The sequence below is a fragment of the Bradyrhizobium sp. 186 genome (assembly GCF_023101685.1).
Lineage (GTDB): Bacteria > Pseudomonadota > Alphaproteobacteria > Rhizobiales > Xanthobacteraceae > Bradyrhizobium.
On record NZ_CP082164.1, the window covers coordinates 3685878 to 3712118 of the forward strand.

Annotated in this window: 23 protein-coding genes and 1 pseudogene; 19 read left to right on the forward strand and 5 right to left on the reverse strand. The window is 63.0% G+C overall.

Annotation, left to right across the window (positions count from 1 at the left end; all coding sequences use genetic code 11):
• Nucleotides 1-11: 11 nt before the first annotated feature.
• The 9 genes from IVB18_RS17535 to IVB18_RS17575 all read left to right on the forward strand — a co-directional run bounded on the left by IVB18_RS17535 (nucleotide 12) and on the right by IVB18_RS17575 (nucleotide 11417).
• On the forward strand, nucleotides 12-1703 hold the full coding sequence (locus IVB18_RS17535) for a hydantoinase B/oxoprolinase family protein (RefSeq protein WP_247990279.1): 1692 nt from the start codon (nucleotides 12-14) through the stop codon (nucleotides 1701-1703).
• A complete protein-coding gene (locus IVB18_RS17540; protein WP_247990280.1) occupies nucleotides 1700-3760 on the forward strand; it encodes a hydantoinase/oxoprolinase family protein in 2061 nt (686 codons plus the stop codon). Before IVB18_RS17535 ends, IVB18_RS17540 begins: the two co-directional genes overlap by 4 nt.
• The gene (locus tag IVB18_RS17545) at nucleotides 3757-4368 is read left to right on the forward strand and encodes a cysteine hydrolase (RefSeq protein WP_247990281.1); all 612 of its coding nucleotides are present in this window, start codon (nucleotides 3757-3759) and stop codon (nucleotides 4366-4368) included. The genes IVB18_RS17540 and IVB18_RS17545 overlap by 4 nt, the downstream gene beginning before the upstream one ends.
• Nucleotides 4365-5768, forward strand: a complete 1404-nt coding sequence (locus tag IVB18_RS17550; protein WP_247990282.1) for an FAD-dependent oxidoreductase — start codon at nucleotides 4365-4367, stop codon at nucleotides 5766-5768. The genes IVB18_RS17545 and IVB18_RS17550 overlap by 4 nt, the downstream gene beginning before the upstream one ends.
• A gap of 415 nt (nucleotides 5769-6183) precedes the next feature.
• Entirely contained in the window at nucleotides 6184-7500 is a 1317-nt protein-coding gene (locus tag IVB18_RS17555; protein WP_247990283.1) for an NtaA/DmoA family FMN-dependent monooxygenase, read from the forward strand.
• A gap of 30 nt (nucleotides 7501-7530) precedes the next feature.
• On the forward strand, nucleotides 7531-8643 hold the full coding sequence (locus IVB18_RS17560) for an ABC transporter substrate-binding protein (RefSeq protein WP_247990284.1): 1113 nt from the start codon (nucleotides 7531-7533) through the stop codon (nucleotides 8641-8643).
• On the forward strand, nucleotides 8628-9740 hold the full coding sequence (locus IVB18_RS17565) for an ABC transporter ATP-binding protein (protein WP_247990285.1): 1113 nt from the start codon (nucleotides 8628-8630) through the stop codon (nucleotides 9738-9740). Before IVB18_RS17560 ends, IVB18_RS17565 begins: the two co-directional genes overlap by 16 nt.
• Complete coding sequence (locus tag IVB18_RS17570) at nucleotides 9733-10641, forward strand: ABC transporter permease (protein ID WP_247990286.1); 909 nt, start codon at nucleotides 9733-9735, stop codon at nucleotides 10639-10641. The genes IVB18_RS17565 and IVB18_RS17570 overlap by 8 nt, the downstream gene beginning before the upstream one ends.
• Nucleotides 10638-11417, forward strand: a complete 780-nt coding sequence (locus tag IVB18_RS17575) for an ABC transporter permease (RefSeq protein ID WP_247990287.1) — start codon at nucleotides 10638-10640, stop codon at nucleotides 11415-11417. The genes IVB18_RS17570 and IVB18_RS17575 overlap by 4 nt, the downstream gene beginning before the upstream one ends.
• Before the next feature lie 602 nt (nucleotides 11418-12019).
• Here IVB18_RS17575 and IVB18_RS17580 read toward each other — a convergent pair.
• Nucleotides 12020-12457: a LysR substrate-binding domain-containing protein gene (locus IVB18_RS17580; RefSeq protein ID WP_256476953.1), complete on the reverse strand. Its 438-nt coding sequence runs from the start codon at nucleotides 12455-12457 to the stop codon at nucleotides 12020-12022.
• A gap of 285 nt (nucleotides 12458-12742) precedes the next feature.
• On the opposite strand from IVB18_RS17580, the gene IVB18_RS17585 reads away from it, so the two are divergent.
• The 3 genes and pseudogenes from IVB18_RS17585 to IVB18_RS17595 all read left to right on the forward strand — a co-directional run bounded on the left by IVB18_RS17585 (nucleotide 12743) and on the right by IVB18_RS17595 (nucleotide 14073).
• Nucleotides 12743-12895, forward strand: coding sequence for a hypothetical protein (locus IVB18_RS17585; RefSeq protein WP_247990289.1), 153 nt, complete (start codon nucleotides 12743-12745; stop codon nucleotides 12893-12895).
• A gap of 435 nt (nucleotides 12896-13330) precedes the next feature.
• Nucleotides 13331-13471: a hypothetical protein gene (locus IVB18_RS17590; RefSeq protein WP_247990290.1), complete on the forward strand. Its 141-nt coding sequence runs from the start codon at nucleotides 13331-13333 to the stop codon at nucleotides 13469-13471.
• Nucleotides 13472-13649: 178 nt separating this feature from the next.
• Nucleotides 13650-14073 (forward strand): annotated as a pseudogene (locus IVB18_RS17595) (DoxX family protein).
• Between the two features lie 116 nt (nucleotides 14074-14189).
• On the opposite strand, the gene IVB18_RS17600 reads toward IVB18_RS17595, so the two are convergent.
• Genes IVB18_RS17600 through IVB18_RS17610 form a run of 3 tightly spaced genes read right to left on the reverse strand, consistent with a single transcriptional unit; the run spans nucleotide 14190 to nucleotide 18548 of the window.
• The gene (locus IVB18_RS17600) at nucleotides 14190-15161 is read right to left on the reverse strand and encodes an HlyD family efflux transporter periplasmic adaptor subunit (RefSeq protein ID WP_247990291.1); all 972 of its coding nucleotides are present in this window, start codon (nucleotides 15159-15161) and stop codon (nucleotides 14190-14192) included.
• Nucleotides 15148-17490, reverse strand: coding sequence for an ABC transporter permease (locus IVB18_RS17605; RefSeq protein ID WP_247990292.1), 2343 nt, complete (start codon nucleotides 17488-17490; stop codon nucleotides 15148-15150). Before IVB18_RS17605 ends, IVB18_RS17600 begins: the two co-directional genes overlap by 14 nt.
• On the reverse strand, nucleotides 17487-18548 hold the full coding sequence (locus tag IVB18_RS17610) for an efflux RND transporter periplasmic adaptor subunit (RefSeq protein WP_247990293.1): 1062 nt from the start codon (nucleotides 18546-18548) through the stop codon (nucleotides 17487-17489). The genes IVB18_RS17605 and IVB18_RS17610 overlap by 4 nt, the downstream gene beginning before the upstream one ends.
• Before the next feature lie 502 nt (nucleotides 18549-19050).
• On the opposite strand from IVB18_RS17610, the gene IVB18_RS17615 reads away from it, so the two are divergent.
• The 7 genes from IVB18_RS17615 (at nucleotide 19051) to IVB18_RS17645 (ending at nucleotide 25768) form a co-directional block, all read left to right on the forward strand.
• Nucleotides 19051-19869, forward strand: coding sequence for a 3-hydroxyacyl-CoA dehydrogenase (locus tag IVB18_RS17615; protein WP_247990294.1), 819 nt, complete (start codon nucleotides 19051-19053; stop codon nucleotides 19867-19869).
• Nucleotides 19870-19890: 21 nt separating this feature from the next.
• A complete protein-coding gene (locus IVB18_RS17620; protein WP_247990295.1) occupies nucleotides 19891-20841 on the forward strand; it encodes a 3-hydroxyacyl-CoA dehydrogenase NAD-binding domain-containing protein in 951 nt (316 codons plus the stop codon).
• Between the two features lie 87 nt (nucleotides 20842-20928).
• The gene (locus IVB18_RS17625) at nucleotides 20929-22149 is read left to right on the forward strand and encodes an acyl-CoA dehydrogenase family protein (protein WP_247990296.1); all 1221 of its coding nucleotides are present in this window, start codon (nucleotides 20929-20931) and stop codon (nucleotides 22147-22149) included.
• A gap of 54 nt (nucleotides 22150-22203) precedes the next feature.
• Nucleotides 22204-23055, forward strand: a complete 852-nt coding sequence (locus IVB18_RS17630; RefSeq protein WP_247990297.1) for an enoyl-CoA hydratase-related protein — start codon at nucleotides 22204-22206, stop codon at nucleotides 23053-23055.
• A gap of 39 nt (nucleotides 23056-23094) precedes the next feature.
• Complete coding sequence (locus IVB18_RS17635) at nucleotides 23095-24321, forward strand: CoA transferase (RefSeq protein WP_247990298.1); 1227 nt, start codon at nucleotides 23095-23097, stop codon at nucleotides 24319-24321.
• 83 nt (nucleotides 24322-24404) lie between these two features.
• Nucleotides 24405-25190: an enoyl-CoA hydratase gene (locus IVB18_RS17640; RefSeq protein WP_247990299.1), complete on the forward strand. Its 786-nt coding sequence runs from the start codon at nucleotides 24405-24407 to the stop codon at nucleotides 25188-25190.
• Nucleotides 25191-25192: 2 nt separating this feature from the next.
• Nucleotides 25193-25768, forward strand: a complete 576-nt coding sequence (locus IVB18_RS17645) for an NAD(P)H-dependent oxidoreductase (protein ID WP_247991664.1) — start codon at nucleotides 25193-25195, stop codon at nucleotides 25766-25768.
• A 20-nt stretch (nucleotides 25769-25788) separates the two neighbouring features.
• Here IVB18_RS17645 and IVB18_RS17650 read toward each other — a convergent pair whose 3' ends face one another.
• Nucleotides 25789-26238: a hypothetical protein gene (locus tag IVB18_RS17650; RefSeq protein ID WP_247990300.1), complete on the reverse strand. Its 450-nt coding sequence runs from the start codon at nucleotides 26236-26238 to the stop codon at nucleotides 25789-25791.
• Between the last annotated feature and the right edge of the window lie 3 nt (nucleotides 26239-26241).

Genomic DNA, 26241 nt, shown 5'->3' on the forward strand with positions numbered 1-26241 from the left:
GGGCGGCACAGATGACCAAAACGATCGACCCCGTAACCCTGGCTGTGCTCAAGGGTCGCCTCGAGCAGATTGCCGACGAGATGGACGCCACGCTCTATCGTTCGGCCTTCAATCCGATCATCGCCGAGGCCCGCGATGCCTGTCACGGTCTCTATCACGCCGAGACCGGCGCGACCTTGGTTCAAGGGACCACCGGCCTGCCGATCTTTGTCGGCGCGATGGCTTTTGCCGTCAAAGCCGTGATCGACAAGGTCGCGCGTGATGCCGCCTCCGGCCGTGATCATCTGCAGCCCGGCGATACATTCCTGTTCAACGACCCCTATGAGGGTGGAACGCATCTCAACGACTTCCGGCTGGTCAGGCCGATCTACCGCAACGATCGGGTGTTCTGCTGGATTGCCTCGGTTGGCCATTGGTTGGACATCGGAGGCAATGTGCCTGGCGGCTTCAATTCTCGCGCCACCGAAAGCTTTCAGGAGGGTGTGCGGTTTCCGCCGATAAAACTGTTTCGCGCTGGCGTGATCAACGAAGATATGATCGATATTCTTGCCGCCAACAGCCGCGTGCCGACATCGAATTTCGGCGATCTGAACGGGCAGCTCAATGCTCTGGCGCTCGGCGAACGTCGCCTTGCCAGCCTGCTTGACGACTATGGCGAGGACACGATTTCGGCGGCGCTTGATGTCGTCACCCGCAGGGCGTCGGCGTTGATGCGCGAGAATCTCCGCGCCCTGCCCGACGGTGTCTACAGTTTCGAGGACTTTCTCGACAATGACGGCGTCACCGATGAGCCGCTGAAGATCGCGCTTGATCTCACCATCGCCGGCGAGACCATGGTGCTGGATTTCTCCCGGTCGTCGTCGCCGTGCGCCGGCCCGCTCAACATCGCCTATGCGACCGCCGCCGCCTGCTGTTACGTGGCGCTCAAGCACGTCTTTACCGATGTGCCGGCCAATGCCGGTTGTCTCGAGCCGATCACCTTCATCATTCCTGAGACGACCCTGCTCGGCGTCAAGGCGCCGCGTCCGGTCGGCGGCTACACCGAAACTATCCTGCGCGTCATCGGCGTCGTTTTTGGCGCCATAGCCATCGCCGCGCCGGATCGCGCTATGGCGGCGCCGTTCGGCACCATCAACGCCTTGTCGCTCGCTGGGTATCGCAATGACGGTTCGCGCTGGGTGATGTTCTCGTTTTTCGGCGGCGGGCTCGGCGGCAACTCCCTCAGCGATGGATTGAACCACGGCAACAATCCGATTTCGATGGCGACGATCCCGCCCGTCGAGATCCTGGAGGCGTCCTATCCGGTGATGTTCACCCAATGGGCGCTGCGTCCGGACAGTGCCGGTGCCGGCCAGCATCGCGGTGGCCTCGGCGCGATCTACGAGATCGAAGCGCTCGGTGAGACCGGTGCCGACGTTTTCCTGCTGGGCGAGCGGGGAAAATTTGCGCCCTTTGGCGTCAATGGTGGGGGTGCAGCGGCCCTGAACCGCTTCGTCTTTGACACGCCGGGCGGCAAGTCGTCACCGCCGCTCGCGTCAAAGATTACCGACGTGAAGATCGCCAAGGGACAGCGGGTCCGGCTTGAAACGCCCGGCGGCGGCGGATTCGGTCCTGCTGTCAGTCGCGATCCGGCGAAGGTCGAGCGCGACCTTCGCCTTGGCTATGTCAGCACGGATGCCGTGGCGTCCAGAGTGAAGTCATGAGCGGCTCCTCGATCATTGGCGTCGATGTCGGCGGAACTTTTACCGATCTGTTCTTCTATGACGAGGACCGCACCCAATTCCGCACCGCCAAGGTGCCCTCGCAGCGTGGCAACGAGGCTGAAGGGTTTCTGCTCGGTCTTAAGGTCCTCGGGCAGATCAGCGACTTCGGCGCGATCGTGCATGGCACGACGGTCGGTACCAACGCCTTGCTGGAGCGCAAGGGCGCTCGCATCGGCCTGATGACGACCGCGGGATTCCGCGATGTGCTGGAAATGCGCCGTCGCGACCGGCCGCATACCTGGGGCCTGTGGGGCGATTTTGTGCCCGTGGTCGATCGCAACATGCGCCTTGAAGTCGACGAGCGGGTATTGGCTGACGGCAGCATTCGCATGGCCGTCGATCCCGCGGAAATTCAGGCGCAGGCGCGCAAATTGCTGGCGGCGGGAGCCGAGGCGCTCGCGATCGTCTTCATCAATGCCTATGCCAATCCGGCCAATGAACGCGCTGCGCTCGTTGCCGCACGCGAGGTCTGGCCCAATGACGACGTGGTTGCTTCCAGCGAAATCCTGCCTGAGATCCGGGAGTTCGAACGAACCTCCACGACGGCGCTCAACGCCTATCTACAGCCGCTGGTCGGCCGGTATCTCGGCAAGCTGCAGGATGCTCTGAGCGGTGAAGGCTTCAAAGGGCAGATTCATATCGTGCAGTCGAATGGCGGCGTCATGTCGACGGCGATGGCACGAAAATTCCCGGTGCGCACCGCGCTTTCCGGCCCCGCCGCCGGCGTGATCGCTGCCGGGGCCATTGCCCGCGCCGCCGGTTTTGAGAATGTCATCACCGGCGACCTCGGCGGCACTTCTTTCGATGTGTCCCTGATCGCCGGCGGCCAGGCCTCGCTTACGGCGCAGACCACGATCGATTTCGGATTGGTGATCCGCACGCCGATGATCGAGATCACGACGATCGGCGCCGGCGGTGGCTCGATCGCCCATGTCGATCGCGGCGGATTGCTCCAGGTTGGGCCAGAAAGCGCCGGCTCGGTGCCGGGGCCGGTCAGCTATGGGGCAGGCAATGATCGGCCGACACTGACCGATGCCAATGTGGTGCTCGGCCGCATCAACGCCGAGAGGCCGATCGGGGGCAAGCTCGCGCGACTGGATGTCGAGGCGGCGAAAGCGGCAATTCTTCGCCATGTCGGGAACCCGCTGGGGCTGGATGCGATGGCGGCCGCGGAAGCCATCGTGCGGATCGCCAATGCGCGCATGGCCGGCGCGATCCGGCTGGTGTCGATCGAACGCGGTCATGACCCCGGCAATTTCGCCATCATGCCGTTCGGTGGCGGCGGCGCGCTTCATGCGGGCGCGCTGCTGCGTGAGGTGGGGCTGAAGCTGGCTTTGGTTCCGCGCTTTCCGGGCATCACGTCGGCGCTCGGCTGCGTCATCGCCGATCTCCGGCACGACCAGGTGCAGACCGTCAATTTGATGCTGGAAGGTCTCGACGCAAGGAGGCTGGACCAGCGGATGATCGCGGAAGGCAAGGCGGCGCATGCCGTGGTCGCATCGGCGGGCGTCCAAGTCGACCGCATCGATGTGATCTACGAACTCGATATGCACTATGTCGGGCAAACCCATACCATCGGGGTGACGCTGCCGGTCGCTTTCGGCGACAACACCACCGGTATCGATGCCGGGATGATCAGACAGGCCTTTGAGGCTTCCTATCAGGCGCAGTTCAGTCGCAAATTGTCTGGCATTCCGGTCAAAATCGTTACGCTACGTACCGCCGCCATCGGCCGGCGGCCGCATTTCGACCTCGCCGCACTGGCACCGTCTCCCGATGCATCGATCGACAAGGCGAAGCTCGAGGACCGCAATGTCTGGTTCGACGGCGCCTGGCATCGAACCTCGATCTGGTCGCGGCTCGAACTGCCGACCGGTACGGTAATTTCCGGTCCGGCGATCCTGGAGCAGCCCGACGCCACCACCGTGGTTGAACCGGGCCTTGTTGCGCGCGTGGATGCGCTCGGCAACATCATCATCGAAAGGCAATCGGCATGAATGGTGATCCGGTTCCGATAACGCGCACAGCATTGCTCATCGTCGATCTGCAGAACGATTTCCTGCATCGCGACGGCGCCTACGCGCGAGGCGGGCAGGGCGCCGCTTCGATTGTAGCCCTGCCTTTGAGGCTGAAGCCGCTCGCTGACGCTTTTCGCGCTGCGGGTGGTCGGATCATCTCGACGCATTTCACGCTGGTACCCGGCAAAGATGGCGAACCGCTGATCTCGCCGCATCTGAAAGCGCTGCGGCCATTCCTGTGCAAGGGCGATTTCGCGCCGGGCAGTTGGGGTCATGCGCTGGTTGATGAACTCGGGCCTTCGGACCTTCAGATCGAAAAGATCGCCTATTCGGCGTTCTACATGACGCGGCTTGAATGGCTGCTGCGCAAGTTTTCAATCGACAGGCTGGTCGTCGGCGGCATCGTCACCAATGGTGGCGTGGCATCGACGGTGCGCGATGCGCATGTGCGGGATATCGAAGCCGTCGTGCTGTCCGACGGCTGTGCCGCCTTCGACGATGCCACGCACCAGACCGCCATCGCGGCATTGAAGACGGTTGCCCGGGTGGCAACCATAGCCGACATGCTGGCGGAGACGAAGCGGTGACCATCAAGCCAGTTCCGTCCGAGGGTTTCGAGACAACCATTTCCGTCCTTGTCATCGGGGGCGGGGCGGCAGGTCTTTGCGCCGCGCTCGCTGCCCACGAGGCCGGCGCGGAGGTCGCGATTTTCGAGCGTGATCCCCTTCCGCGCGGTTCGACCGCTTTATCGGCCGGGCTGATACCGGCTGCGGAAACGCGGTTTCAGAAATTGCACGGCATCGTCGATACGCCGGAGCTCTTTGCTGGTGATATCCGCAAGAAGGCACATGGAGAGGCCGATGATGCGATCGTCGATCTCGTCACAGCGCAATCTGGTCCTACGGTCGAATGGCTTGCCGATCGCTATGGCCTGCCATTTTCCGTGGTGCATGATTTCGACTATCCGGGCCATGCGGCGCGCCGGATGCATGGTCTGCCGAGCCGATCCGGCGCCGAGTTGATCGATCGTCTGCGGCAGGCGGTCGAGGAGGCTGGCTTGCCGTTGATAGTGCAAGCGACCGTCACTGGGCTCTTTAGCGATGCCGAGCGTCGCATTCACGGGCTTGAGATAACGCGACCGGATGGAACACGGGACGCGATCGGGTGCGATACTTTGATCCTCGCCTGCAACGGATATGGCGGCAATCCGGTCCTGGTTGGGCAACACATCCCGGAGATGCAGGGCGCGCTCTATTTCGGTCATCCGGGCAATCGCGGCGATGCCGCGCTCTGGGGCGAGGCGCTGGGTACAAAACTCCTCCATATGTCTGGCTATCAGGGCCACGGATCGGTGGCACATCCCCATGGCATTCTGATTACCTGGGCCACGATCATGGAAGGGGGCTTTCAGGTCAACACAAACGGCCGACGCTTCTCGAACGAGAGCCTCGGCTATTCCGAGCAGGCGGCTGCGGTCATTGCCGAGCCGGAGTCGATTGCATTCACTATTTTTGACGAGCGAATTGCAATCATCGCACGCCAGTTCGAGGATTTCAGGCGCGCCAAGGCGAGCGGCGCGGTGATCGAGGCTGATAGCATCGAGGCGTTGGCAGTGCGTCTTAAATTGCCAGCCGATGCCCTTGGGGAAACTTTCGCAACGGTCGCACGTCTCAAGCAAAGTGACGGCGCCGACGCATTCGGGCGGAATTTTGCCGGCGTCGCGCCGCTGTCGCCGCCCTTCAAGGCTGTTCGTGTGACGGGTGCGCTTTTTCACACCCAGGGAGGTCTTGCCGTCGATCGCTACGCGCACGTGCTCGACCGGGATGCCCACCCATTGCCCAACCTTTTCGCCGCGGGTGGCGCGGCGGCCGGGGTTTCCGGGTCGCGGGCCGGCGGATACCTTTCGGGCAATGGCCTGCTGACGGCGACGGTGCTGGGTCGCATTGCCGGCATCTCTGCTGCGAAAATCTGCAGCCGCCTTCGTTAGACGTGAGGCCCGCAGCAGCGTTAACAACGCGGTGGTTGCGCTTCCGCGATTTGAACCTACCGTTCGACAAGCCTTCCGAGTTTCACGCGAACGATCGAAGGAAATATCGCAGATTTGCGTCGTGTGGGGAGAAGCGGTAGCGGTCTCGGTCGCCGTGTCGCGTGCAATTTCTTCTCGACGTGAGGCGCACCGCGCCATTCCGAGCGGACTTCATAGCCACTATGCCCGAGCTTAAGTTTTCCGCACGCACGGGGCGCCAAAAACGACCCGAAGCGATTGGGACGGACCACCTCTCCAGACACGGGACCGGAGTGCTGTTATCAGCCTCCACGACGACAGCGCATAGGAGGTCGGCACAGTATTTGCTTAGTTCATTCGGTCGATCCTGCAATTTGATCGCGGTTATGGAGCCGAGATGCCCACCAAACCATTTCACTTGGCCTGGTTCCTTCAGGGATCGAGCGTGCAGGCCTGGGGCGAGTCCTGGACCGGACATATCGGCCAGACCTGGATGGAGCCTGAGCTGTTCCTGAACGCGGCGCGCGCGCTCGAGCGCGCCTGCTTCGACTACATCCTGCTCGAAGATTCGTCCTACGTCGGCGAGAGCTTCGGTGGCTCGACCGACATCTATCTCAAGAACGGCATCGCGGTGCCGCGTCAGGATCCGTCAGTGGTGGCGGCGCTGATGACGCAGGTGACATCGCGCATCGGCATCGTGCCTACTTTTGGAACATACGCCTATCATCCCTATTTGCTCTCCCGCTTGGTGGCGACGCTCGACCAGGTGTCGGGCGGGCGCATCGGCTGGAATGCCGTCACCGGCAGTTCGGACTTCGCGGCCATGAACTTCGGCATGCCGGGCATGCCGGAGCACGATCTGCGCTATGACATGGCTGACGAATACATGGAGGTCTGCAATGGCCTGTGGGATTCGTGGGAGCCGGGCGCCATCATCGCCGACCGCAAGAGCGGCGTGCTGGTCGATCCCACCAAGGTCCACGCCGTCAATTACAGCGGCAAGTATTACAAGACACGCGGCCCGCTCAACTCGGGGCCGGCGCCGCAGGGCCGGCCCGTGATCGCCCAGGCCGGCGGCTCGCCGCGCGGACGCAAGTTCGCCGCCGCCCATGCCGACACCATCGTGGTCCACGTCAAGGGCATCGAGGCGATGCGTTCCTACCGCGACGACGTCCACAAGCACATGATCGCATGTGGCCGCAAACCTTCCGATTGCAAGGTGCTCTATCTCATCAACCCGATCCTCGGCGACACCATGCAGGATGCCCAAGAGCGCAAGAAGAGGCGGGCGGCCATCGCGATGGAACGCATCGACGAGCGGCTCGCGCATTTCGGCAAGGTGACCAATATCGACTTCGGCAAGTTCGATCTCGACAAGCCGCTGCCCGACGATGTGACCACCAACGGCCATCAGCAGAATCTCGAGCAGTACCGCCTGATGGCGAAAGGGCGCTCGATCCGGGAGACGATGGCGAGCTTCAATGCGGTCGACCTGTCGGTCGAGCTCTGCGGCACACCCGACGCCGTCGCCGCACAGATGGGCGAGGTGATGCAGGAGGTCGGCGGCGACGGATTCCTGTTCTCGATGCCCAACGTCAACCGCCGCACACTCGCCGAGATCGAGGACGGGCTGGTGCCGGCGCTGCAGGATCGCGGCCTGATGCGCAAAGCCTACGAGCACAAGCATTTCCGCGACAATCTTCTGGCGTACTGATCACCCCAAGCAGGAAGGCAGAAAGCCGTCATGCGCGATCATCGTTCTCCGACCAAATTCAATCGCCGCACGGCAATCGGTCTGCTGGGCGCAGGCCTTGCGGCGCCGTTCATCCGCCCTGGTCACGCCGAGGCGGCGTGGCCGGAGCAGACCACGATCCCCGACATCCTGAAGGGCAGCGGCGAGGTTCGCATCGCCACCTTCGGCGGCACGATGCAGGAGACCCAGCAAAAGGCTTATTTCGAGCCGTTCGAGAGGTTGTCCGGCATCAAGGTGCATGCCTTTCCCGGTACCAACCCGACCAAGATCAAGGCCATGGTCGAGACCGGCAACGTCGAATGGGACATCGCCCAGCTCAGCCGCGGCTCGATCATGAACCTGCAGAAGCAAGGCGACTACTTCGAGAAGATCGACTATTCCCTGGTCGACGACGGTGTCGGCACCGCCTACCGCTTCGAATACGGCCTCGAGATGCTGGTGTGGGCGCAGGTGATGGGCTATCGGACCGACGCCTTCAAGGGCGACGCGCCTAAAGGCTGGGCAGACTTCTGGGACACCAAGAAATTTCCCGGCGACCGGGCCATGGGCGGCACCGGCGCCGGCGGCTGGCCCGAGATGGAATTCGCCCTGATGGCGGCCGGCGTGCCGGCCGACAAGCTCTATCCGCTCGATATCGATAAGGCTTTCGCAAGCTACGAGGGGATCAAGAAGGCGGTCGTCAAATGGTGGGACACCGGCGCCGTGCCGGTCCAGCTTCTGACCGACCGCGAGGTCGCCATGACAACCGTCTGGAACGGTCGCATGGCTGCGCTGCAGGCGGCGAACGTTCCCGCCGCAATATGCTGGAATCAGGGGCTGATGAAGCGCGACGCCTGGGGCATCCCCAAGGGCGCCAAGAACGCCACGAATGCGATGAAGTTCGTAGCCTATTCGACCATGGCGATCCCCCAGGCACGCATCGCCTTCGGAATCCCCTATGGTCAGGTCAACGCCAAGTCGAACGACTACATCCCGCCGGAACGGCTGGCCGTGCTGCCCAGCGCCCCCGCCATCAAATCGCAGCTCGTGAACTATGACTATGATTGGTGGATCGACAATCGCGACACGGTTGTTGGTCGCTTCAACAAATGGCTGCTGAGCTGACGACGATGACCGGGGCTGGCCGCGGCGCGTCGGTATCGCTCAGCAAGCTGGAAAGGTGCTATGATCGCGTGGCCGCGGTGGCTGGCGTTTCGCTAGACATTCTCTCCGGCGAGTTCCTGACGCTACTGGGACCGAGCGGATCCGGCAAGTCGACGACCTTGATGATGATCGCCGGCTTCGAGACGCCGACCGGCGGCGACATCGCCATCGACGGGAAGTCGGTCGTCGCCATGCCGCCCTATCGCCGCAACATCGGCATGGTGTTCCAGAACTACGCTCTATTTCCTCATCTCACCGCTGCCGACAATATCGGATTTCCGCTGAAGCAGCGCGGCGTCGGCAAGGCCGAGCGGGAAAAGCTGGTCCGCGAGGCGCTGGCGCTGATGCAATTGCCCGACCATGGTGAGCGCTACCCGCGCCAATTGTCCGGTGGCCAGCAACAGCGGGTCGCTCTCGCGCGCGCCATCGTGTTCAAGCCGCGCCTTCTTCTGATGGACGAACCCTTGGGCGCGCTCGACAAGCAGCTCCGCGAGAATCTGCAGCTGGAGATGCGCCGCCTTCATGCCGATCTTGGCATCACCTTCATCTATGTCACCCACGACCAGGAGGAGGCTCTCACCATGTCGGACCGTATCGCCGTCATGAATGGAGGACTGGTGGCGCAGGTCGGACGGCCTGAGGATCTGTATGACCGGCCGGGCAGCCGTTTCGTCGCCTCCTTCCTCGGCGAGTCGAATTTCCTCCCGGCCATCGTGCGCGGCGTCGAGGACGATGTCGTGGTGGCCGAGTGCGAAGGGGCCATCGTCCGTGCTTTGTGTCCCGGCCGGCCCGCCACCGGCGAGAAGGTCATGCTGACGACGCGTCCGGAGCGTATCCGCTTCGCCGACGGCGCCTTTGCTTCGACCGCGCCGCAGAACCGTCTCAGCGTCACCGTGACCGAGGCGGTGTTTGCCGGCGAACGCTGCCGCTACATGTTGCAGGCACGCGACGGCACCGCGATGGTGCTGAAAGAACCGTCGAGTGCGGCGATCCGGCGCCGTGCGGTCGGCGAGCGGACGGAGATCGCTTGGTCGGTCGCGGATACGATCCTTGTCTGAGGGGGTCGAAATCCGTTTCGAAGGACTGGCCGCCACGCGGCAGAGCGGCGTGCGGCTGCCCTGGCGGCTGTCCTGGCGGCCGGTCATGCCGCTGCTGCTGGCGGCACCGCTTCTGCTGTTCATGCTCGTGTTCTATGCATTGCCGGTGCTGTCGATGTTGATGCGCAGCGTCAACGATCCCAACTGGACGCTGTCGCATTATGCCTCCCTGACGGGCGACACGGTGTTCCTGAAAGTCTTCTCGAACACGCTTTACACGTCGTTGACCGTCACTGCGGGGGCGCTGCTGCTGGGCTATCCTGTCGCGCTCTCGCTGGTGCGCGCGCCGCGCTACGCGCCGGTGATCCTGTTCCTGATCCTGCTGCCATTCTGGACCAGCGTGTTGGTCCGCAGCTACGCCTGGATGGTGCTGTTGGGCCGGCACGGCCTCATCAATGAGGCGCTGCTCGCGGCAGGCATGATCGACCAGCCGTTGCGCATCCTCAATACGCCGCTGGCGACCCAGATCGCGATGGTTCACATCCTGCTGCCCTACATGGTTCTCCCGATCGCCAATGCGCTCCGACAGATCGATCCGTCGCTGGCGCGCGCGGCGTCCGGGCTGGGCGCAACGCCGTGGGCGACCTTTCGGCAGATAACGCTGCCGCTCTCCATGCCGGGCGTCGCCGCCGGCGTGCTGCTGGTATTCGTGCTGGCGCTGGGCTTCTACATCACGCCGGCCATGGTCGGCGGCACGCGCGAGATCACGCTATCGATGCTGATCGCCCAACAGGTCGATCAGCTCAACTGGGCCTATGCAGCGACCCTTTCGGTCCTGCTGCTGGCAACGGCGCTCGCCATCATCGCGGCTTTCTATCGGCTGCCTGGTGTCGGCCATACGCTCCGAACGAGCGCACGATGACAGTCGCCCGAGTGCTGCCGGCGACGCTCGTAGGCCTCATCCTCATGTTCCTCGCCTTGCCCATCGTCGTCGTGATGGTGGTCTCGTTTTCTTCGGCGACCTACCTGACGTTTCCACCGCCGGCCTTCGGGTTGCGCTGGTACAGCGTCTATTTCGCCAGCGACGATTGGTTGCGCTCGACCTGGCTCAGCCTCTGGGTCGCAGCCTCCGTGGTCGTGCTGGCGACGCTACTCGGTACGCTGGCAGCGCTTGGCATCGCCCGCCTGCCCAAAGCACTCCGCGTTCTGGCCTCTGCGCTGATCCTGTCGCCGTTGATCGTGCCGGTGATCGTCGTGGCCATCGGCATCTACTACGCCTTCGCCCGTTACGGCTTGGTCGGCACGCCGGCCGGCCTGATCTTCGCCCATACCTGTCTTGCGGTGCCCTTCGTCGTCACCAGCGTGAACGCCAGCCTCGCGGGCATCGACCCCCGCCTGGAGCAGGCGGCGCTTAGCCTCGGCGCTACACCCACCGGCACTTTTTTCCAGATCACGCTGCCACTGATCCGCCCCGGCGTTCTGGTCGGCGCCCTGTTCGCCTTCATCACATCGTTCGATGAGCTGGTCGTTGCGCTGTTCATATCCGGCTCCGGCGCGGTCACGCTGCCGCGCCGCATGTGGGACGATTTGCTCTATCAGATCGAGCCAACCATCGCAGCGGTCTCAACCCTGACCATCGTGCTGACGGTCGTGTTGATGGGCTGCGCCCACCTCCTTGGAAAACGAGCGGCCGCTTGACCTTGGCCCAGCCGAGACGCCGCGTGCAATTTGACCGGGCGTGTAGGTTACGTCTGGCGACCGAGCAAGGCGAGCAAGCCGTACACAGGAATCTTTGCGGCGCTGCTTGATTCAGGTTTCCTCGAAAACATCCCTTTCAGGCGGACGATCGGAGGAAATATCGCAGATTTGGTTCGTGTGGGGAAAGGCGGTAGCGGTCTCCCGCTACCAAACTTCTGCGATCTTGTTCGCCTTCCTTCGATCATCTGCGATCCGTTGCGCTTAATGGTAGCGCCTGACCAGTACGATTTGGATCTCGTTAGATTTCGCTTGCTGGAATTGGCTCAAATTTGCACATGATGGATTGGAACGAAAGTTCAAGTTTTCAAGTAATTGGAGGGCGGCATGTGCACGATGTGTGCACCGGGAGATCAGAGAAAATCTACCAACAACCAACGTGAGCAGGCGCTGCGGTCTGAGCGGCGAGTTGATGTTTCGAGACGGGGAGTGATCTCGTTCGGCAAGCCGCGAATTTGCGCGTCAATTATCGAGGGCTCAGGTCTCGGAATGGGTGGTTATGGAAAACCTCGGCCATCGGGTCCGCAACGCCGTATGACGGCGCCCTAGACCTGCGCCTTCAGCGCGGCGGCCAGAAAATCGATCGTGGCGCGAACGCCGGGTAACATGCCGCGCCGGGAGGGAAAGACGAGATGGATGATGCCGTCCTTGGCGCTCCACTCCGGCAGAATGCGGATCAGCTGTCCATCGCGCAGGGCTTCTTGACATTGAAGTTCGGGCAGCAGGGCTACGCCGATCCCGGCCTGGGCCGCTTCAATGAGAATGGCAAAGTCGCCGGCCGAGACCTTCGGCTCAACCGCGATCGAGGCCTTTTGCCCCCGGGGCCCTGAAAGCTCCCATGTCCGCGGACCTAGCGTTTCGGTCGCATCGAGAATCGGCAGCCGCGAAAGATCGTTCGCCGCTTTGGGCGTTCCATGTTCCTTCAGGAGGGCGGCGTTCGCGACGAGAATCCTCCGGCTGATTCCGATCTTGCGCATTTGCATCTCGCTGTCGGTATCGAGATTTTCCCGATGCGGATAGCGACGTCGACCTGCTCTTCGATCAGGTTGATTGGCCGGTTGGTGATGAGGAACTGAGTCCGGAGGCGAGGATACTTCGCGAAAAGCTCGGGCAATCTTGGCGCAAGCGTCCTCTGGACACTAACCGGGCAGCCGATGCGGACGAGGCCCTGAGGCTCGGATTTCATCCGCAAGGCGACTTCATCCACGGCCTCTGCGGCGTCAACCACGGTTTGCGCGTGCCGATAAACGTCTCGACCGATGACCGTGATGCTCAAACGGCGCGTCGAGCGCTCGATCAGGCGAACGCCCAACTGCTCCTCCAGCAGCGCGACACGGCGGCTGATCCTGGATTTCGGCAAGCCGAGTGCGCGAGCCGCAGCCGAAAACCCCTCGTGCTTCACCACGGCCGCGAAGAAATAGAGATCGTTGAAGTCCCGCATGGGAGGCGCTGCCAGATCGATTCCTCGCGCATCGGGCGGGATCAGGGCATTCATCCGCATCATAATTTCTCCCGGTTTTCAACGCCGAATCGTCGTTGTCGACCGGAAAGCCGATCGACAGGCATCGCGAGAAATTCCCGGCGATCGGCCTGTTTGCCCGATCAGGCCGCCTCCGAGCGAGGCCGCCCCGAGCTGTCGCATGGTATCTCCACCTGATGCCCGGACTCGATGTGAGCGCCTCAGGAGGCCCGCGACTAGTCGATCAGGTTCGGACGCACCGTTCCAGCATGTGAACGATGAAGCACCGAATGACGAACGCAACGTCGTTCGGCCAATGGAACGCTCTGTCTGACACACGCCGGCTAATGCGGCAGATCAATCGTCTCTATAACCGGCTCATTGACGGAGACTGATCATGTTCGACATGCTGAAAATCAAACTGATCAAAGCGCTTCGGAGCTTCAAGCATGCTTGTCTAACGCCGGTCGCGCGGGACGACGACGGAGACGACGGTGACATCGCCACGCCGAAGACCTGCGTGGGCGATGACGTCTGAAGCGCGGCTACCCAGCGATCGTTCACCGGATAGAACGATCCGTCCGAAATTGGCCGACTAATCGCTTGGCGGATTCAGACCGATACCAAGGGGGAAGCGAACACCGGTGTGGTTCGCGACCGGCGAGGCCAAAGCTTGGCTCGCCGACTTCAACCAACTCAAGAAAGGTGTCACCATCATGAGTGTTAACCGTTATCTTCCCTTCGCCGGCCGTGTTCTGATCGGTCTCCCGTTGGCCATGAGCGGCCTCAGCAAGCTGGGCGCTTATGCGGCGACCACGGCCCCTCATCAATTCGGCCGGGCTGCCGTTGCCGCCGCTGGCTTTTGCCGTGGCCGTCGCCGTCGAACTGGGCGGTGGTCTGCTGCTGATCGCCGGCTACCAGACCCGCGCTGTGGCGCTTGCGTTGGCCGTGTTTTCGATCGCGACCGCTGTTTCATTTCACAGCAACTTCGCCGACCAGAACCAGATGATTCACTTCCTGAAGAACGTGATGATGGCGGGCGGACTGCTCCAGATCGCGGCTTTCGGTGCGGGCGCTCTCAGCATCGACAACCGCGCGAAGAATACGGCGCCCTACGCCGAAGCCGCCGTCACCGGCTAGGCTGAATTCGAACTCCGCAAGGCTGTTGAAAAACCCCAGTAGTCTCAATGACTGCTGGGGTTTCATTTTGCAGATGGTCGGAACGGCTTGGTTCCGCGAGCGCAAATCACCAGGTGTTAGTGGTCGATCCAGACGGTCATGCCCGGCTCAAGGCCTACTAACTCTCCCTTTGGGTCGAGGCGCAGGCGAAGCGTGTTGCGGTCATGATCGCCAATCACCCGCTCGGCCTGCCAGGTGGCAAACACGCCGAGCGGTCGCAGTTCGGTGATGACCGCCTTCGTCGCGACATCGGCGCCGTTCTGCATCACATTCGCTGTTTCTCCCATCGAGAGACGATTGAGATGATCCTCGCGCACGTTGAACGAGAGCCATTGCCTGCCCGCCGCCTCGACCATCAGGATCGGTTGGCCCGCGCGAACATTTTCGCCGACCTCGGCGGCGATGACGCTGACCACGCCGTCGGCCGGCGCACGCAACACCATCTTGTCGAGGCGGCGCTCGAGCACGGTGACCGCGGCGGCCGCGGCCTGCACCTGCGCGTCGGCGATCGCGCGTTCCTCCCGGGTCGGTCCCGCCACGGCCGCCTCGTAATTGGCCTGGGCCTCCGCCACGTCGGCACGTGCGCTTGCAACGTCGTTCTCGGCCTGGTCGAGCGACTGCTGGGATTCAAAGCTCTGGCGCGCCAGCGTGCTGGTCCTGGTGAGCTGGGCCTGCACAAAGTCGAGGCGGGCGCTGGCTTTGGCGATGGCGGCTTTCAGTGAGTCGACCTGTTCGCGACGGACGCCGGCATAGACGTTGTTGCGGTTGGCGGTCACTGATGCGAGCGCAGCCCGCGCCTGGTCCGCCTGCGCCGTCAGTTCCACCGCGGAGAGCCGCGCCAGAATATCGCCAGCGCGCACGTAAGCGCCTTTCTCGACCGCAATCGACTGGAGTTGGCCGCTCACCTCCGGCTCGACCCTGACTTCGGTCGTGCGCACGACACCGACGATTGCAGGCGGCGATCCGGAACGACGCGCGGAGGTGATCAGGACGCCCGCGACGAGCGCGAGCTGGATCGCAACCATGGCGGCAAGCCTAGCCTTGTGCATGTCGCTGTCCTCTCTTGACAACAAATGCCGAGATCACCGCGAGCGCGAAATAGACCAGCGCCAGGCACCAGAGGCCGAGCCAGTCATGCGCGACCTCCCAGATGCCGGCACCGAGCTGGTTGATGCGGACGAGGCCGTCGATCGCGGAGTCGGCCGGGAACAGCCGGCCCAGCGCGAGGGCCGCGTCGGGGATCGCTTCGCGCGGCCATGCGAAGCCGGCGGTGAAGAACTGGGGCAGGCTGGTTGCCAGCAGGAGGAGGGTCGCGTTTTCGGGCCGGGTGAACCAGGCTCCGATCGCCTGTCCCAGGAAACTCGTCGCCAGCAGGAAGATGGTCGCGAGCGCGAAGATCTGCGGCAGATGGCCGAGCGTCGAAAAGCCGTAGATCCGCGGCAGCACGATGAGATAGAGCGCGACTGCCGGCAGGTAGATGGTCAGATGCGCGACGCCGCGGCCGAGCACGCCGGTGAACGCGCCGCCTGCGCCCGCCAGCGCAGAGCCGGTCAGCATCGCTGCGCCGATCAGCAGGGTTTGCTGGAGGATCAACACGAACGCCGCCGGAACGACATAGCTTGCATAGCCTCCGACCGGGTTGAAGATCGGCTGGAGCAGAACGTCGGCCGGGCTAGAGCTCGCCAGCTTCGCCTTGACCAGGCTTCCGTCCGAGCGGCCGCCGCGCGACACGAACTCGGACGTCAGGGCTCCGACCGCGGTGGCCACGCCGCTTGCGGTCGACCTGAATATGAAGAGGTAGGTAGCGTCCGCGTAGACCGGGATGTGAGCCGTGATGCCTTTGAGCACGTCGCGCTCGGTGCCTGCCGGAATATCGACGGCGGCAAAAGCCTCCCCGCGATCGATCGCGGTGTGCGCCTCCGCAAGCGTGCGGGCGCGAACGGCGACGCTCAATGCGCCGCTCGCGTCCAGCGTCTCGACGATCCGGCGGCTGAGATCGCTGAGATCATTGTCGACGACCGCGATCGGAAGCTTGCGAAGGATCTGGTTCAGATAGGGTTGCGGATAATAGATGCCGTAAACCAGCGGCGCCAGGAAGAGCACGCTGAAGGCGCTCCGCGTTCCCAGCACGCGCCGCCACTCCGCCGTGAAGGCGCCGCCGATGCCGCGCGGCGTGCGCTCGATTGCGGGTGGCTCGGCGGGTCGTGCCGTCTCGAACCAGCCATTGCGCGTGAGGCTCGCCATGCGCAGCCATGCCAGGCCGGCAAACAGCACCGCGAGGCCCGCGAGCGCCGCGAAGGGGACGGCAGATTCCGCCACCGGCAATCCGCGCGCTGCCTGTCCCAGCAGAACGGCCATGTACCAGCGCAGCGGCAGGATCGCGCTCCAGACATGCGCAAACGCATTCATGCCGACGGTGGGAAAGCCGACGCCGGCATAGCCGAATGCGGGAGAGGCAAACAGGCCCGCAAGTCCGAGCCCCGTCGCCAAGTCGCGGACCAGGAGCTGGAGCAGGGCGCCCAGCGACAGGTAGGCAATGATCAAGAGCGAGCCGGCGGCGACCATCAGCGGCAGGTCTCCCCTAAAGGGGACTTGCAGTACGCCCTCGAGGACAAGCGGCTCGGCCAGCATGATCACGAGGAAGATGCAAAACAGCGGCGCGAGCTTGCCGGCAAGCGCGACGACCGGATCGCCTCCGGCGCTCGCGAGCCAGGCCCGCGCATCGCGGCGGCGGAATTCGGAGCCGACGGAATAGCCGGCAGCGAGCGTGATCACCACATGGATGATTGTTGGCAGCAGCGCGCGCAGCAGGAACTGCGCATAGTTTTTCTGCGGATTGACCAGCGCGATGGTCTCGGCGGAGAGCCTCCCGACCGAAGCCGCCGCGGGCGCGGCGCGCCTGGCGGGGGCGGCCACGGCCGCCGCGGCGGACAGCGCATCGCTCAGACCCGAGGAGGCGATGCCGGCCGCCGTCAGGAACTGCTGGTTATAGAACCCGACCGCCTGCGGGCGGCGTTGGGCCTCCAGGTCGCGCTCGAAATCCGGCGGAATGTGAATAGCCGAGATAGCCTTGCCCGAGCGTATGTCCTGCACCGCCGTGGACAATGTCCCGGAGCGGTCGACGATTTTCAGGCTCGGTGACGCTGCGACATATTCCACCAGCGCACGCGAGGCGTCCGACTTGTCCTCGTCGACGATCGTCACGCCGAGCCCGCGGATGACCGGATGGCTGAACACCGTGGTGAGCACCACGAACGCAAACAGAGGCACACCGAAGATCAGGAGCAGCGCCACGCGATCATGAAACAGCCAACGGCACTCGCGCCGCGCGACCAGCAGAAATCCGGGCCGTAATCCGGGCCTCGGCGCCGGCCTCATGGCCGCGACCGCCAGTCGAGATAGGCGCTCATTCCCGGTCGCAGCTCGGGCACCGGCTGCACGGGATAGGCGCGGATCGAAAACGTCCGCAGGTCGAAATCGCCGGAAGCTCGCGTGGCCCGCCAGCTCGCATATTCGCCTTTGGTTGCGATGAGCTTGACCTCGACCGCGACGGAGCGGTCGCCGAGTGCCGGAATGCGGACATCGAAGCGATCACCGACCTTCAGGCCTTTGACGAGATCCTCGCGAAGATCGAAATGCACCCAGAGGTCGGCCAGATTGATCAAGGTGACGAGCGGGACGCCCGGCGACACGTATTCGCCAGGCTCCACATTGCGCTGGTAGATCTGCGAGGCTATGGGCGCATAGACCACGAGCTGATCGATGATCGATTGGACGCTCTGGATATCGGCGCTGGCCTTTTCGACATTGGTCCCGGCGATGGCCCGCTCCTCCTTGGTGTAGCCGTTGACCGCCTGCTCAAAGGCCGATTTGGCCTGGTCGACCGCGCGTTCGCTTTCATGCAGCGCATCGGTGGCCTGGTCGAGGCGGGCCTGCGGCGCGTTGCCCTGATCGGTCAGAGTGTGCGTGCGGTCGAACGTCTTTTGCGCCAGCACCAGCGCCGCCTGCGTCCGCTCCATTTCCGCCTTCCGTGCCGCGATCACTTCCACCCGCGTTCCGACCAGTACGTTGGCAAGCTGGGCGTGCGCAACAGCCTTGGCCGCCTTCATCTGCTCGTGCTTGGCCAGCGTTTCGGGATTGTCGATCTGGACGAGCACCGCGCCCGCGGGAACGTTCTGGCCACGTTCGACAGGAATTTTGCCGACCCGTCCGTCGACGCGCGCGGCGATGTCGAGCCGTGTTGCATCGGCCTCGCCCTGGACGAGCAGTGGTTCCGGCCGCAGCAGATAGAAGACAGAAAGCCCGACAACGGCAGCTGCAACGACACCGACGATAATGGAGGGCGTGTGCGTCGCGGTTGGCGTGCTTTTGTTTTGTCCGTCACCCGATGCGTCGGACGAATTCTGTATGTCCTTGTCAGAGATCGGCATGCCCATGCCTGACTTCCTTTCTCATGACTGGGATAGCCATCTACCAATGTTGATTGTTTGGCGCTGTCCAATCCCGATGCGCCGGACGTATCGAGCAGGAGAGCCAACCATGCGGCCTGTCCATTTCGCCTGCTTGAATGTTTGATGCTTCACTTGTTGAAAGCTGCTGCTCTCGCATCGGCCGCGTCGTGATGCCTGGCCAATTTTCGTGGCGATGGCTGCGAAACGATCGCGAATTCAACGGCCCGCCATGGCGTGGGGCGTTGTGGAGTCCGCGCCGCCGTGATGAGCGAGAAGCTCGCAATGGATCAAGCAGCAACGTTCCAGCGGTGACATTCCTATCCAAGCCGAACGTTGGCGATCGCGTCATAGTCGCGCTCACCTGGCCCGGTTCGCGGTCGGGTCACAATGCAGGTGCGACATGTCGAAAGCCGTCACGAGTCCTTCCGCAAACGTCACAGTCCAACGCCTCTTCGTTCTCGAATTGAATGCGGGTTGCATTCACTTGATGAATGCGGATGGCTCCGATCGCACGACCATCGTGACGGGCTGTCACCTGCCGGACGGCATCGTCGTGGATGTCGAAGCGGGCCATATCTACTGGACCAACATGGGCATCCCGAGCCTGAATGACGGGTCGGTCGAGCGGGCCGACATCGACGGCAAGAACCGCAAGACCATCGTGCCGCAGGGAGAGACCCACACTCCGAAGCAGATCATTCTCGATAAGAAAGGCGGCAAGCTCTACTGGTGCGACCGGGAGGGTATGCGCCTCATGCGCTGCAATCTCGACGGCTCGCGGCTGGAGACGCTCATCGAGGCGGGACACGGCGATGCCGATCGCAAGGACCAGACACGATGGTGCGTCGGGCTGGCGATCGATCCGAAATTCGGACGCATCTACTGGACGCAGAAGGGCCCTGACAATGCCGGGCTCGGCCGCATCTTCCGCGCCAATGTCGAAATACCCGCGGGCCAGACCGCAGCCACAAGATCCGACATCGAGATCTTCTATGATGGCCTGCCGGAGCCGATCGATCTCGAGATCGACCACAAGAATCGAATTCTCTACTGGACCGACCGCGGCGACCCGCCGCGCGGCAACACGGTGAACCGGGCTTCGATCGACAACAAGCCTGCCGAGTCCGAGATCGTGGTGACCCATCTCATGGAGGGGATCGGCATCGCGCTCGACGTCCCGAACGATCGCATGTTCGTGACCGATTTTGCCGGCTCGATCTACTCCGCAAGGCTCGATGGATCCGGTGAGCGCAACTTCCTCTTCGCCCAGGGCAACCTCACCGGCATCGCCTACGCCGAAGTCTGACAACGCATTGGAGAGAATGACATGACCGACACCAAGCCCATTCGCCGCATCGCCATCATCGGCACCGGCGTGATCGGCGCGAGCTGGAGCGCGCTGTTTCTCGCCAAGGGACTGCAGGTCGTCGCAACGGACCCCGCACCAAACGCCGAAGCCGCGTTGAGGAAGTTCGTGGACACCGCGTGGCCGGCGCTGAAGCGATTGGGCCTGTCGCCCGGAGCGTCGCAGTCGAACCTGACGTTCACGGCCGATCTCCCCAAGGCACTCGCCGGTGCCGACCTCGTCCAGGAGAACGGGCCCGAGCGGATCGAATTCAAGCAGAAGCTCTATGGCCAGCTCGACGAGCTGTTGCCGCCCGACGTGATCATCGCGTCGAGCTCGTCGGGGCTCACCATGAGCGAAATCCAGAAGGGCGCCCCGTCCCATCCCGAGCGCTGCGTGATCGGTCACCCCTTCAATCCGCCGCACTTGATCCCGCTGGTCGAGATCGTGGGTGGGACGAAGACCTCGGCAGCGACAATCCAGCGCGCGGATGAATTCTACACGTCGATCGGGCAACGGACGGTGCGCGTCAACAAGGAAATGCCGGGGCATGTCGCTAACCGGCTCCAGGCCGCGCTGAGCCGTGAGATCTATTACCTCGTCGCCGAGGGTGTCGTGAGCGCCGCGGACGTCGACACCGCCCTGTCCTGGGGTCCAGGTCTGCGCTGGGGCGTCATGGGCGGCCTGATGCTCAACCATCTCGGTGGCGGTCCGGGCGGCATCGAGCACTTCTTCCAGCAGTTCACCGGCCCGATGACGGCCTGGTGGAAGACCCTCGGCTCGCCGGTGCTGACTCCGGACGTGCAAAAGAAGCTCATCGACAGCGTCCATGCCGAAGCCGGATCGCGCACCATCGCGGAGTTGGAGGCGGAGCGCGACGAAATTCTGCTCGGCCTGATCGAGCTGCGCAAGAAAGTTGCCAAGCCGAGCTGACGAGATCGGCGGCCCCGGCGAGATCAATCACACGTTCAACGTCCTTCACTTTTCAGGCTTTCGAGCCGCAGCGAGGAGAGATCGCAAATGCCTACCGCAACCCCAGCAAGCAAGACCGCGGCGCCGAAGGCGGCGCCCGTACCCGATGGCGACTTCTATCAGCTGGTCGACCTTCTTACCCCCGAGGAGAAAGCGCTCGTCAAGAAGGTGCGGACCTACATGGAGACCAAGGTCCAGCCGGTCATCAACAAGTATTGGTCGGACGACGCGTTCCCGTTCGAACTGCTGCCATCGTTCAAGGAGCTCGGTCTCGGTGGGCTCGGCTTCGAGGGCTATGGCTGCGCGGGCGGCAGCCAGAAGCTGTTCGGTTTCGTCGCGATGGAGCTGGCGCGCACCGACGCGTCGTTCTGCACGTTCTTCGGCGTACATAGCGGCCTCGCCATGGGCTCGATCTATCTCGATGGCTCCGAGGAGCAGAAGCAGAAATGGCTGCCGGCAATGGCGCGCTGGGAAAAGATCGGCTGCTTCGGCCTCACCGAGCCGCTGGTCGGTTCTGGAACGAGCGGCGGTCTGACGACGACGGCCAAGCGGGAAGGCGATACCTGGATTCTCAATGGACAGAAGCGATGGATCGGCAATGCGCCGTGGTGCGACATCTCCATCATCTGGGCGCGCGATCTTGCCGACAATCAGGTCAAGGGCTTCATCGTCGAGAACAAGTCGACGCCCGGCTTCAGCGTCGAGAAGATCGAGCACAAGATTGCGCTCAAGGTGGTCCAGAACGGCCAGATCACGCTGAAGGATGTCCGGGTGCCTGAAGCGAACCGCCTGCAAGGCGGCAATTCGTTCCGCGATACCGCACGCGTGCTGCGGATGACGCGGTACATGGTGGGCTGGGCGTCGACCGGCATCCAGATGGGCGCATACGAAGCAACCCTCAAATACGCCCAGGAGCGCCTGCAATTCGGCAAGCCGATCGCTTCGTTCCAGCTGATTCAGGATCTGCTCGCCAAGATGCTTGGCAATCTGACCGCGTGCCAGTGCCTGATGCTCCGCCTGGCCCAGCTCGATGACGAAGGCAAGCTCGGCGACCATCACGCGGCGCTGGCGAAGGCGTTCTGCACCTCGAAATCGCGCGAGACGGTTTCATGGGGCCGCGAGGTGCTGGGCGGCAACGGCATCGTCGCTGACTACAACGTTGCGCGCTTCTTCGCCGATGCCGAGGCGCTCTACTCCTACGAAGGCACCTATCAGATGCAGAATCTGATCGTGGGCAAGGCCATCACCGGTCACGGCGCTTTCCTTTGACCTCTCAGCGGCGCCGGCGCATCGGCGTCGGCCGCCCACCCAGGAGACATGACTATGGTTTCAGGAACTGCACCGTTCACCTCTTCGCCTGCAACAGCACCAAACTCCGTACCCAGAGCGGCGCTGGCCCTTGCGAACGTCCAGTACGAGAAAAAGGGTGCGATAGCCTACGTCACGGTCAATCGGCCAAAAGTGCTCAACGCGCTCAATACGCCGACCTGGACCGATCTGCACGCCGCATTCGAGGACGCAAAGGCCGACGCGTCTGTGCGCGGCGTGATCCTCACCGGCGCAGGCGACAAGGCGTTCATCGCCGGCGCCGACATCAGTGAACTCGCACATGTCGACGCCTACGACGCCGAGGAATCCAGCCGGTTCGGGCAGGGTGTGCTGGATCTCATCGAAAATCTCGGCAAGCCGGTGATCGCGGCGATCAACGGCTTTGCGCTTGGCGGCGGCTGCGAGACCGCGATGGCCTGCACCATCAGGATCGCAGCGGAGCACGCCAAATTCGGGCAGCCGGAAGTGAAGTTGGGTCTACTGCCTGGCGGCGGGGGCACGCAGCGGCTGCCGCGGCTGGTCGGAAAGGGCCGAGCGTTGCAGCTGATCCTCACGGGCGAGACGATTTCCGCGCAGGAAGCCTATCGCATCGGCCTCGTCAACGAGGTCGTTCCCGCGGCCGGCCTGATCGATCGTGCCGAGACGATCCTGAAGCAGATCATGGCCAACGCGCCGATCGCGGTGAAGTTCTCGCTGGAAGCCGCCAACAAGGGGATGGAGACGAGCCAAGGCGAAGGCCTTGCGCTGGAAGCCTCCTTCTTCGGCATTTGCGCCGCCACCGAAGACAAGAAGGAAGGCACCGCCGCCTTCCTCGAGAAACGTGCGCCGCAGTTTCGCGGACGCTGAAACAAGGCCGCTCTCCACGAGGATCTGGAAAGGACACCCATGGCAAACGACAACATTTTCTCCGGACTGAAGGTGGTGGACCTCGCGAGCTTCATCGCGGGCCCCAGCGCGGCCGTGATCTTGTCCGATTTCGGCGCCGACGTGATCAAGGTGGAGCCGCCGAGCGGCGAGCTGTGGCGGCATGCAAACCATCTCCCGCCGCAGCCGGTCGCCGACGATGCCTATCCCTGGCATCTGGCCAATCGCAACAAGCGCGGCATGGCGCTTGATCTGAAATCTCCGAGCGCCCATCAGGTTCTCGAGAAGCTCGTCAAATGGGCCGACGTTCTCATCGTCAACACGCCGCATCCCGCGCGCAAGAAACTGAAGCTCGAATATGAAGATGTGGTGGGATGGAATCCGCGGCTGATCTACGCAGACCTCACGGGCTTTGGCGACAAGGGACCGGATGCGAATCTTCCCGGCTTCGACATCACGTCGTACTGGGCCCGCAGTGGATTGCTGTCGATGACGCGCGATGCCGGCGCACCGCCGACCTGGCCAGTTGCCGGCAGCGGCGACAATGCCACTGCCGTCGGGCTCTATTCGGCGATCGTCACGGCCCTGTATCGTCGCGAGCGCACGGGCGAGGGGGCGCATGTCACGACCTCGCTGCTCGCCGAGGGCGTCTGGTCCGCCAGCGTCTCGATCCAGGCCGCGCTGTGCGATGCGAAATTCTTCGGGCTGCATGATCGTATGCACCCCGCAAATGCGGCCATGAATGTGTATCGCGCCAAGGATGATACCTGGTTCGTTCTCATCATCACGCCCGACAAGGTGGAAGCCGTGGCGAAGGCGATCGGCCGCCCCGATCTCCTGACTGATCCGCGGTTCTCCGATCCGGCCAAGCTGATGGCGAACATGACGGAACTCACGGCGATTCTCGACCAGACCTTCTGTGCCGAGCCGATGGCACATTGGTACGAGGTGTTCAACGGCGTCCACGTGACGTTCGGCGCGGTACGTGGACCGCAGGAGGTGATCAACGATCCCCAGCTCCGGGCGAATGACATCATCGTTCCGCTCGAAGGGGCCGGCGGCAAGCTGACGTCTACGATCTCCAGCCCGCTTCAGGTGCATGGTGTTGCCAAGGTGTCCGCTAAGCGCGCCCCGAAGATCGGGGAACACAACGACGAGGTTCTTCGGCAACTGGGATTCAGCACGGCCGAAATCGATGGCTTGCGTGCGAGCGGTACCATTCCGAAGACAAAGGAACACGCGGCCTAGCGCGACGACGGAGTCGTGGCGGCGTAAGCCGCCGCGTCCCTGCGCTTGCAGTAAAATTCACCAGAGGGACCAGGATTTCGACCATGGACGAGATCGTTACCGAACATGCCGCGGGCATCCTGCGCATCCAGTTGAACCGTCCGACAAAGCGGAACGCGATGACGTCAGCGATGTACGTGGCTCTCGCGGACATCTTCAACGCGGCCGCGAATGACGAGAGCACACGGGTCGTCCTCTGGCATGGTGCGGGAGATTCATTCTGTGCCGGCAACGATATCGAGGACTTTCTGAAGAATCCGCCGGGGCCTGGAGAATCGCCACAGGCCCGGCTGATGGACGCGCTGATCAACTTCGACAAGCCGCTGGTTGCCGCAGTCCACGGCGCCGCCATCGGCGGCGGCACCACCATGCTGACGCATTGCGACTTCGTCTACGCGGGCGAGAGCACAAAATTCCAGATGCCCTTCATCAATCTGGCGGTCGTGCCGGAGTTCGGATCGAGCTGCTCCGTGCCGGCGCGGATCGGTCATATCCGTGCAGCCGAGCTGATCTTGTTGGGAGCTCCCTTCGATGCCCGGCGCGCGGTGGAGTTGGGTCTGGCTACCGAAGTCGTCCCCGACAACGATCTCCGGGCAAAAGCAACCGACACGGCTCGGAAACTCGCAGCGAAGCCGGCCGCAGCACTCCAGGCCAGCAAGAGGCTCATGAAGCAGCCATTTCGCGAGCAGATCAAGGCCGCAATGAAGGCCGAGAACGAAGAGTTCAGCACGCAGGTCCGCTCTGAAGACGCAAGAGAGGCGTTCACGGCCTTCGGGGAAAAGCGCAAGCCCGACTTCACGCGAAACATCAAATCTCAAGCAACTGCATGACCATGGATAAGCCGATGAATATGTGCGTATTGGTTGGAAGCCTGCGGAAGGCGTCGTTCAATAGGATGCTGGCGAATGCACTGATCTCGCTCGCTCCGTCCTCGATGAAGCTCGATATCGTCGACATCGGGCAATTGCCGTTTTACGATGAGGATCTCGAGACTGCAGCGCCGCCCGCGCAATGGACCGCGTTCCGCCAGCGCGTCAAGGCTACTGACGCAGTTTTATTCGTCACGCCGGAATATAACCGGTCCGTGCCGGCCGTCCTCAAGAATGCGCTGGATGTCGGTTCCAGGCCGTATGGACGCAGCGTCTGGGACCACAAGCCTGGCGCGATCGTCAGCGGCTCGCCCGGGGCGATCGGAGGCTTCGGCGCCAACCATCATCTCAGGCAGTCGCTCGTGTTCCTAAACGTGCCGACCCTACAGCAGCCTGAGGCCTACCTTAGTCATGTCGACAAGCTCTTCGATGAGCACGGCAAGCTCGCCGGCGACAGCACCCGAAAATTCCTGCAGGAGTTCATGCAGGCGCTCGCCAATTGGGTCGAGACGCTCCGATTTCAGGGGCAGCGAACCTGACGCCTTGCGGAAAGAGCGAGCTAAAAACGTACTGGCCGCATTTGCTCGAATTCGTCGTGGCACGCGTGGCTGAAGCCACGCAACAGATCGATCGTGCCGTCGATGGCCATTTCGCGCAGTTCGACGAAGCTCTTGTCCGGCTCCAGATAGGTGTCCAGGATCTTTCGGGCGACGTCTTCGGCATGATGGACCACCGGCCTTGAAGACACCGCTCGCATAGCACTCAGCTTGGCGTAAAGGCTGACCAGGCCGGCGATGTCGGCTTTATCGTGCTGGAGCGCATCAATATAACATTTGGCGGTGTCTTCGATGAAATCCCTGTAAAGGGTCTGCCGCCGACCCTTCTCGTGAAGAATCCACTGGGCGCGGACCTGGCTTCGTTGGCTCCGCCAATTCGCTATTCCGCTCGTCAAGCCGCCAACGGCTGCTCCAGTGAGAGCGGCGAGAGCGGAGATGATGGAGGCGTCCACGGA

Coding starts and splice junctions, on each gene's coding strand:
- IVB18_RS17610 (WP_247990293.1), bottom strand. CDS start 18,548: ATGGGCATGCCGATCTCTGACAAGGACATACAGAATTCGTCCGACGCA.
- IVB18_RS17575 (WP_247990287.1), top strand. CDS start 10,638: ATGACAGTCGCCCGAGTGCTGCCGGCGACGCTCGTAGGCCTCATCCTC.
- IVB18_RS17630 (WP_247990297.1), top strand. CDS start 22,204: ATGGTTTCAGGAACTGCACCGTTCACCTCTTCGCCTGCAACAGCACCA.
- IVB18_RS17555 (WP_247990283.1), top strand. CDS start 6,184: ATGCCCACCAAACCATTTCACTTGGCCTGGTTCCTTCAGGGATCGAGC.
- IVB18_RS17585 (WP_247990289.1), top strand. CDS start 12,743: ATGCTCAAACGGCGCGTCGAGCGCTCGATCAGGCGAACGCCCAACTGC.
- IVB18_RS17635 (WP_247990298.1), top strand. CDS start 23,095: ATGGCAAACGACAACATTTTCTCCGGACTGAAGGTGGTGGACCTCGCG.
- IVB18_RS17545 (WP_247990281.1), top strand. CDS start 3,757: ATGAATGGTGATCCGGTTCCGATAACGCGCACAGCATTGCTCATCGTC.
- IVB18_RS17540 (WP_247990280.1), top strand. CDS start 1,700: ATGAGCGGCTCCTCGATCATTGGCGTCGATGTCGGCGGAACTTTTACC.
- IVB18_RS17640 (WP_247990299.1), top strand. CDS start 24,405: ATGGACGAGATCGTTACCGAACATGCCGCGGGCATCCTGCGCATCCAG.
- IVB18_RS17615 (WP_247990294.1), top strand. CDS start 19,051: ATGAATGCGGATGGCTCCGATCGCACGACCATCGTGACGGGCTGTCAC.
- IVB18_RS17605 (WP_247990292.1), bottom strand. CDS start 17,490: ATGAGGCCGGCGCCGAGGCCCGGATTACGGCCCGGATTTCTGCTGGTC.
- IVB18_RS17600 (WP_247990291.1), bottom strand. CDS start 15,161: ATGCACAAGGCTAGGCTTGCCGCCATGGTTGCGATCCAGCTCGCGCTC.
- IVB18_RS17620 (WP_247990295.1), top strand. CDS start 19,891: ATGACCGACACCAAGCCCATTCGCCGCATCGCCATCATCGGCACCGGC.
- IVB18_RS17625 (WP_247990296.1), top strand. CDS start 20,929: ATGCCTACCGCAACCCCAGCAAGCAAGACCGCGGCGCCGAAGGCGGCG.
- IVB18_RS17535 (WP_247990279.1), top strand. CDS start 12: ATGACCAAAACGATCGACCCCGTAACCCTGGCTGTGCTCAAGGGTCGC.
- IVB18_RS17590 (WP_247990290.1), top strand. CDS start 13,331: ATGTTCGACATGCTGAAAATCAAACTGATCAAAGCGCTTCGGAGCTTC.
- IVB18_RS17645 (WP_247991664.1), top strand. CDS start 25,193: ATGGATAAGCCGATGAATATGTGCGTATTGGTTGGAAGCCTGCGGAAG.
- IVB18_RS17560 (WP_247990284.1), top strand. CDS start 7,531: ATGCGCGATCATCGTTCTCCGACCAAATTCAATCGCCGCACGGCAATC.
- IVB18_RS17580 (WP_256476953.1), bottom strand. CDS start 12,457: ATGCAAATGCGCAAGATCGGAATCAGCCGGAGGATTCTCGTCGCGAAC.
- IVB18_RS17565 (WP_247990285.1), top strand. CDS start 8,628: ATGGCTGCTGAGCTGACGACGATGACCGGGGCTGGCCGCGGCGCGTCG.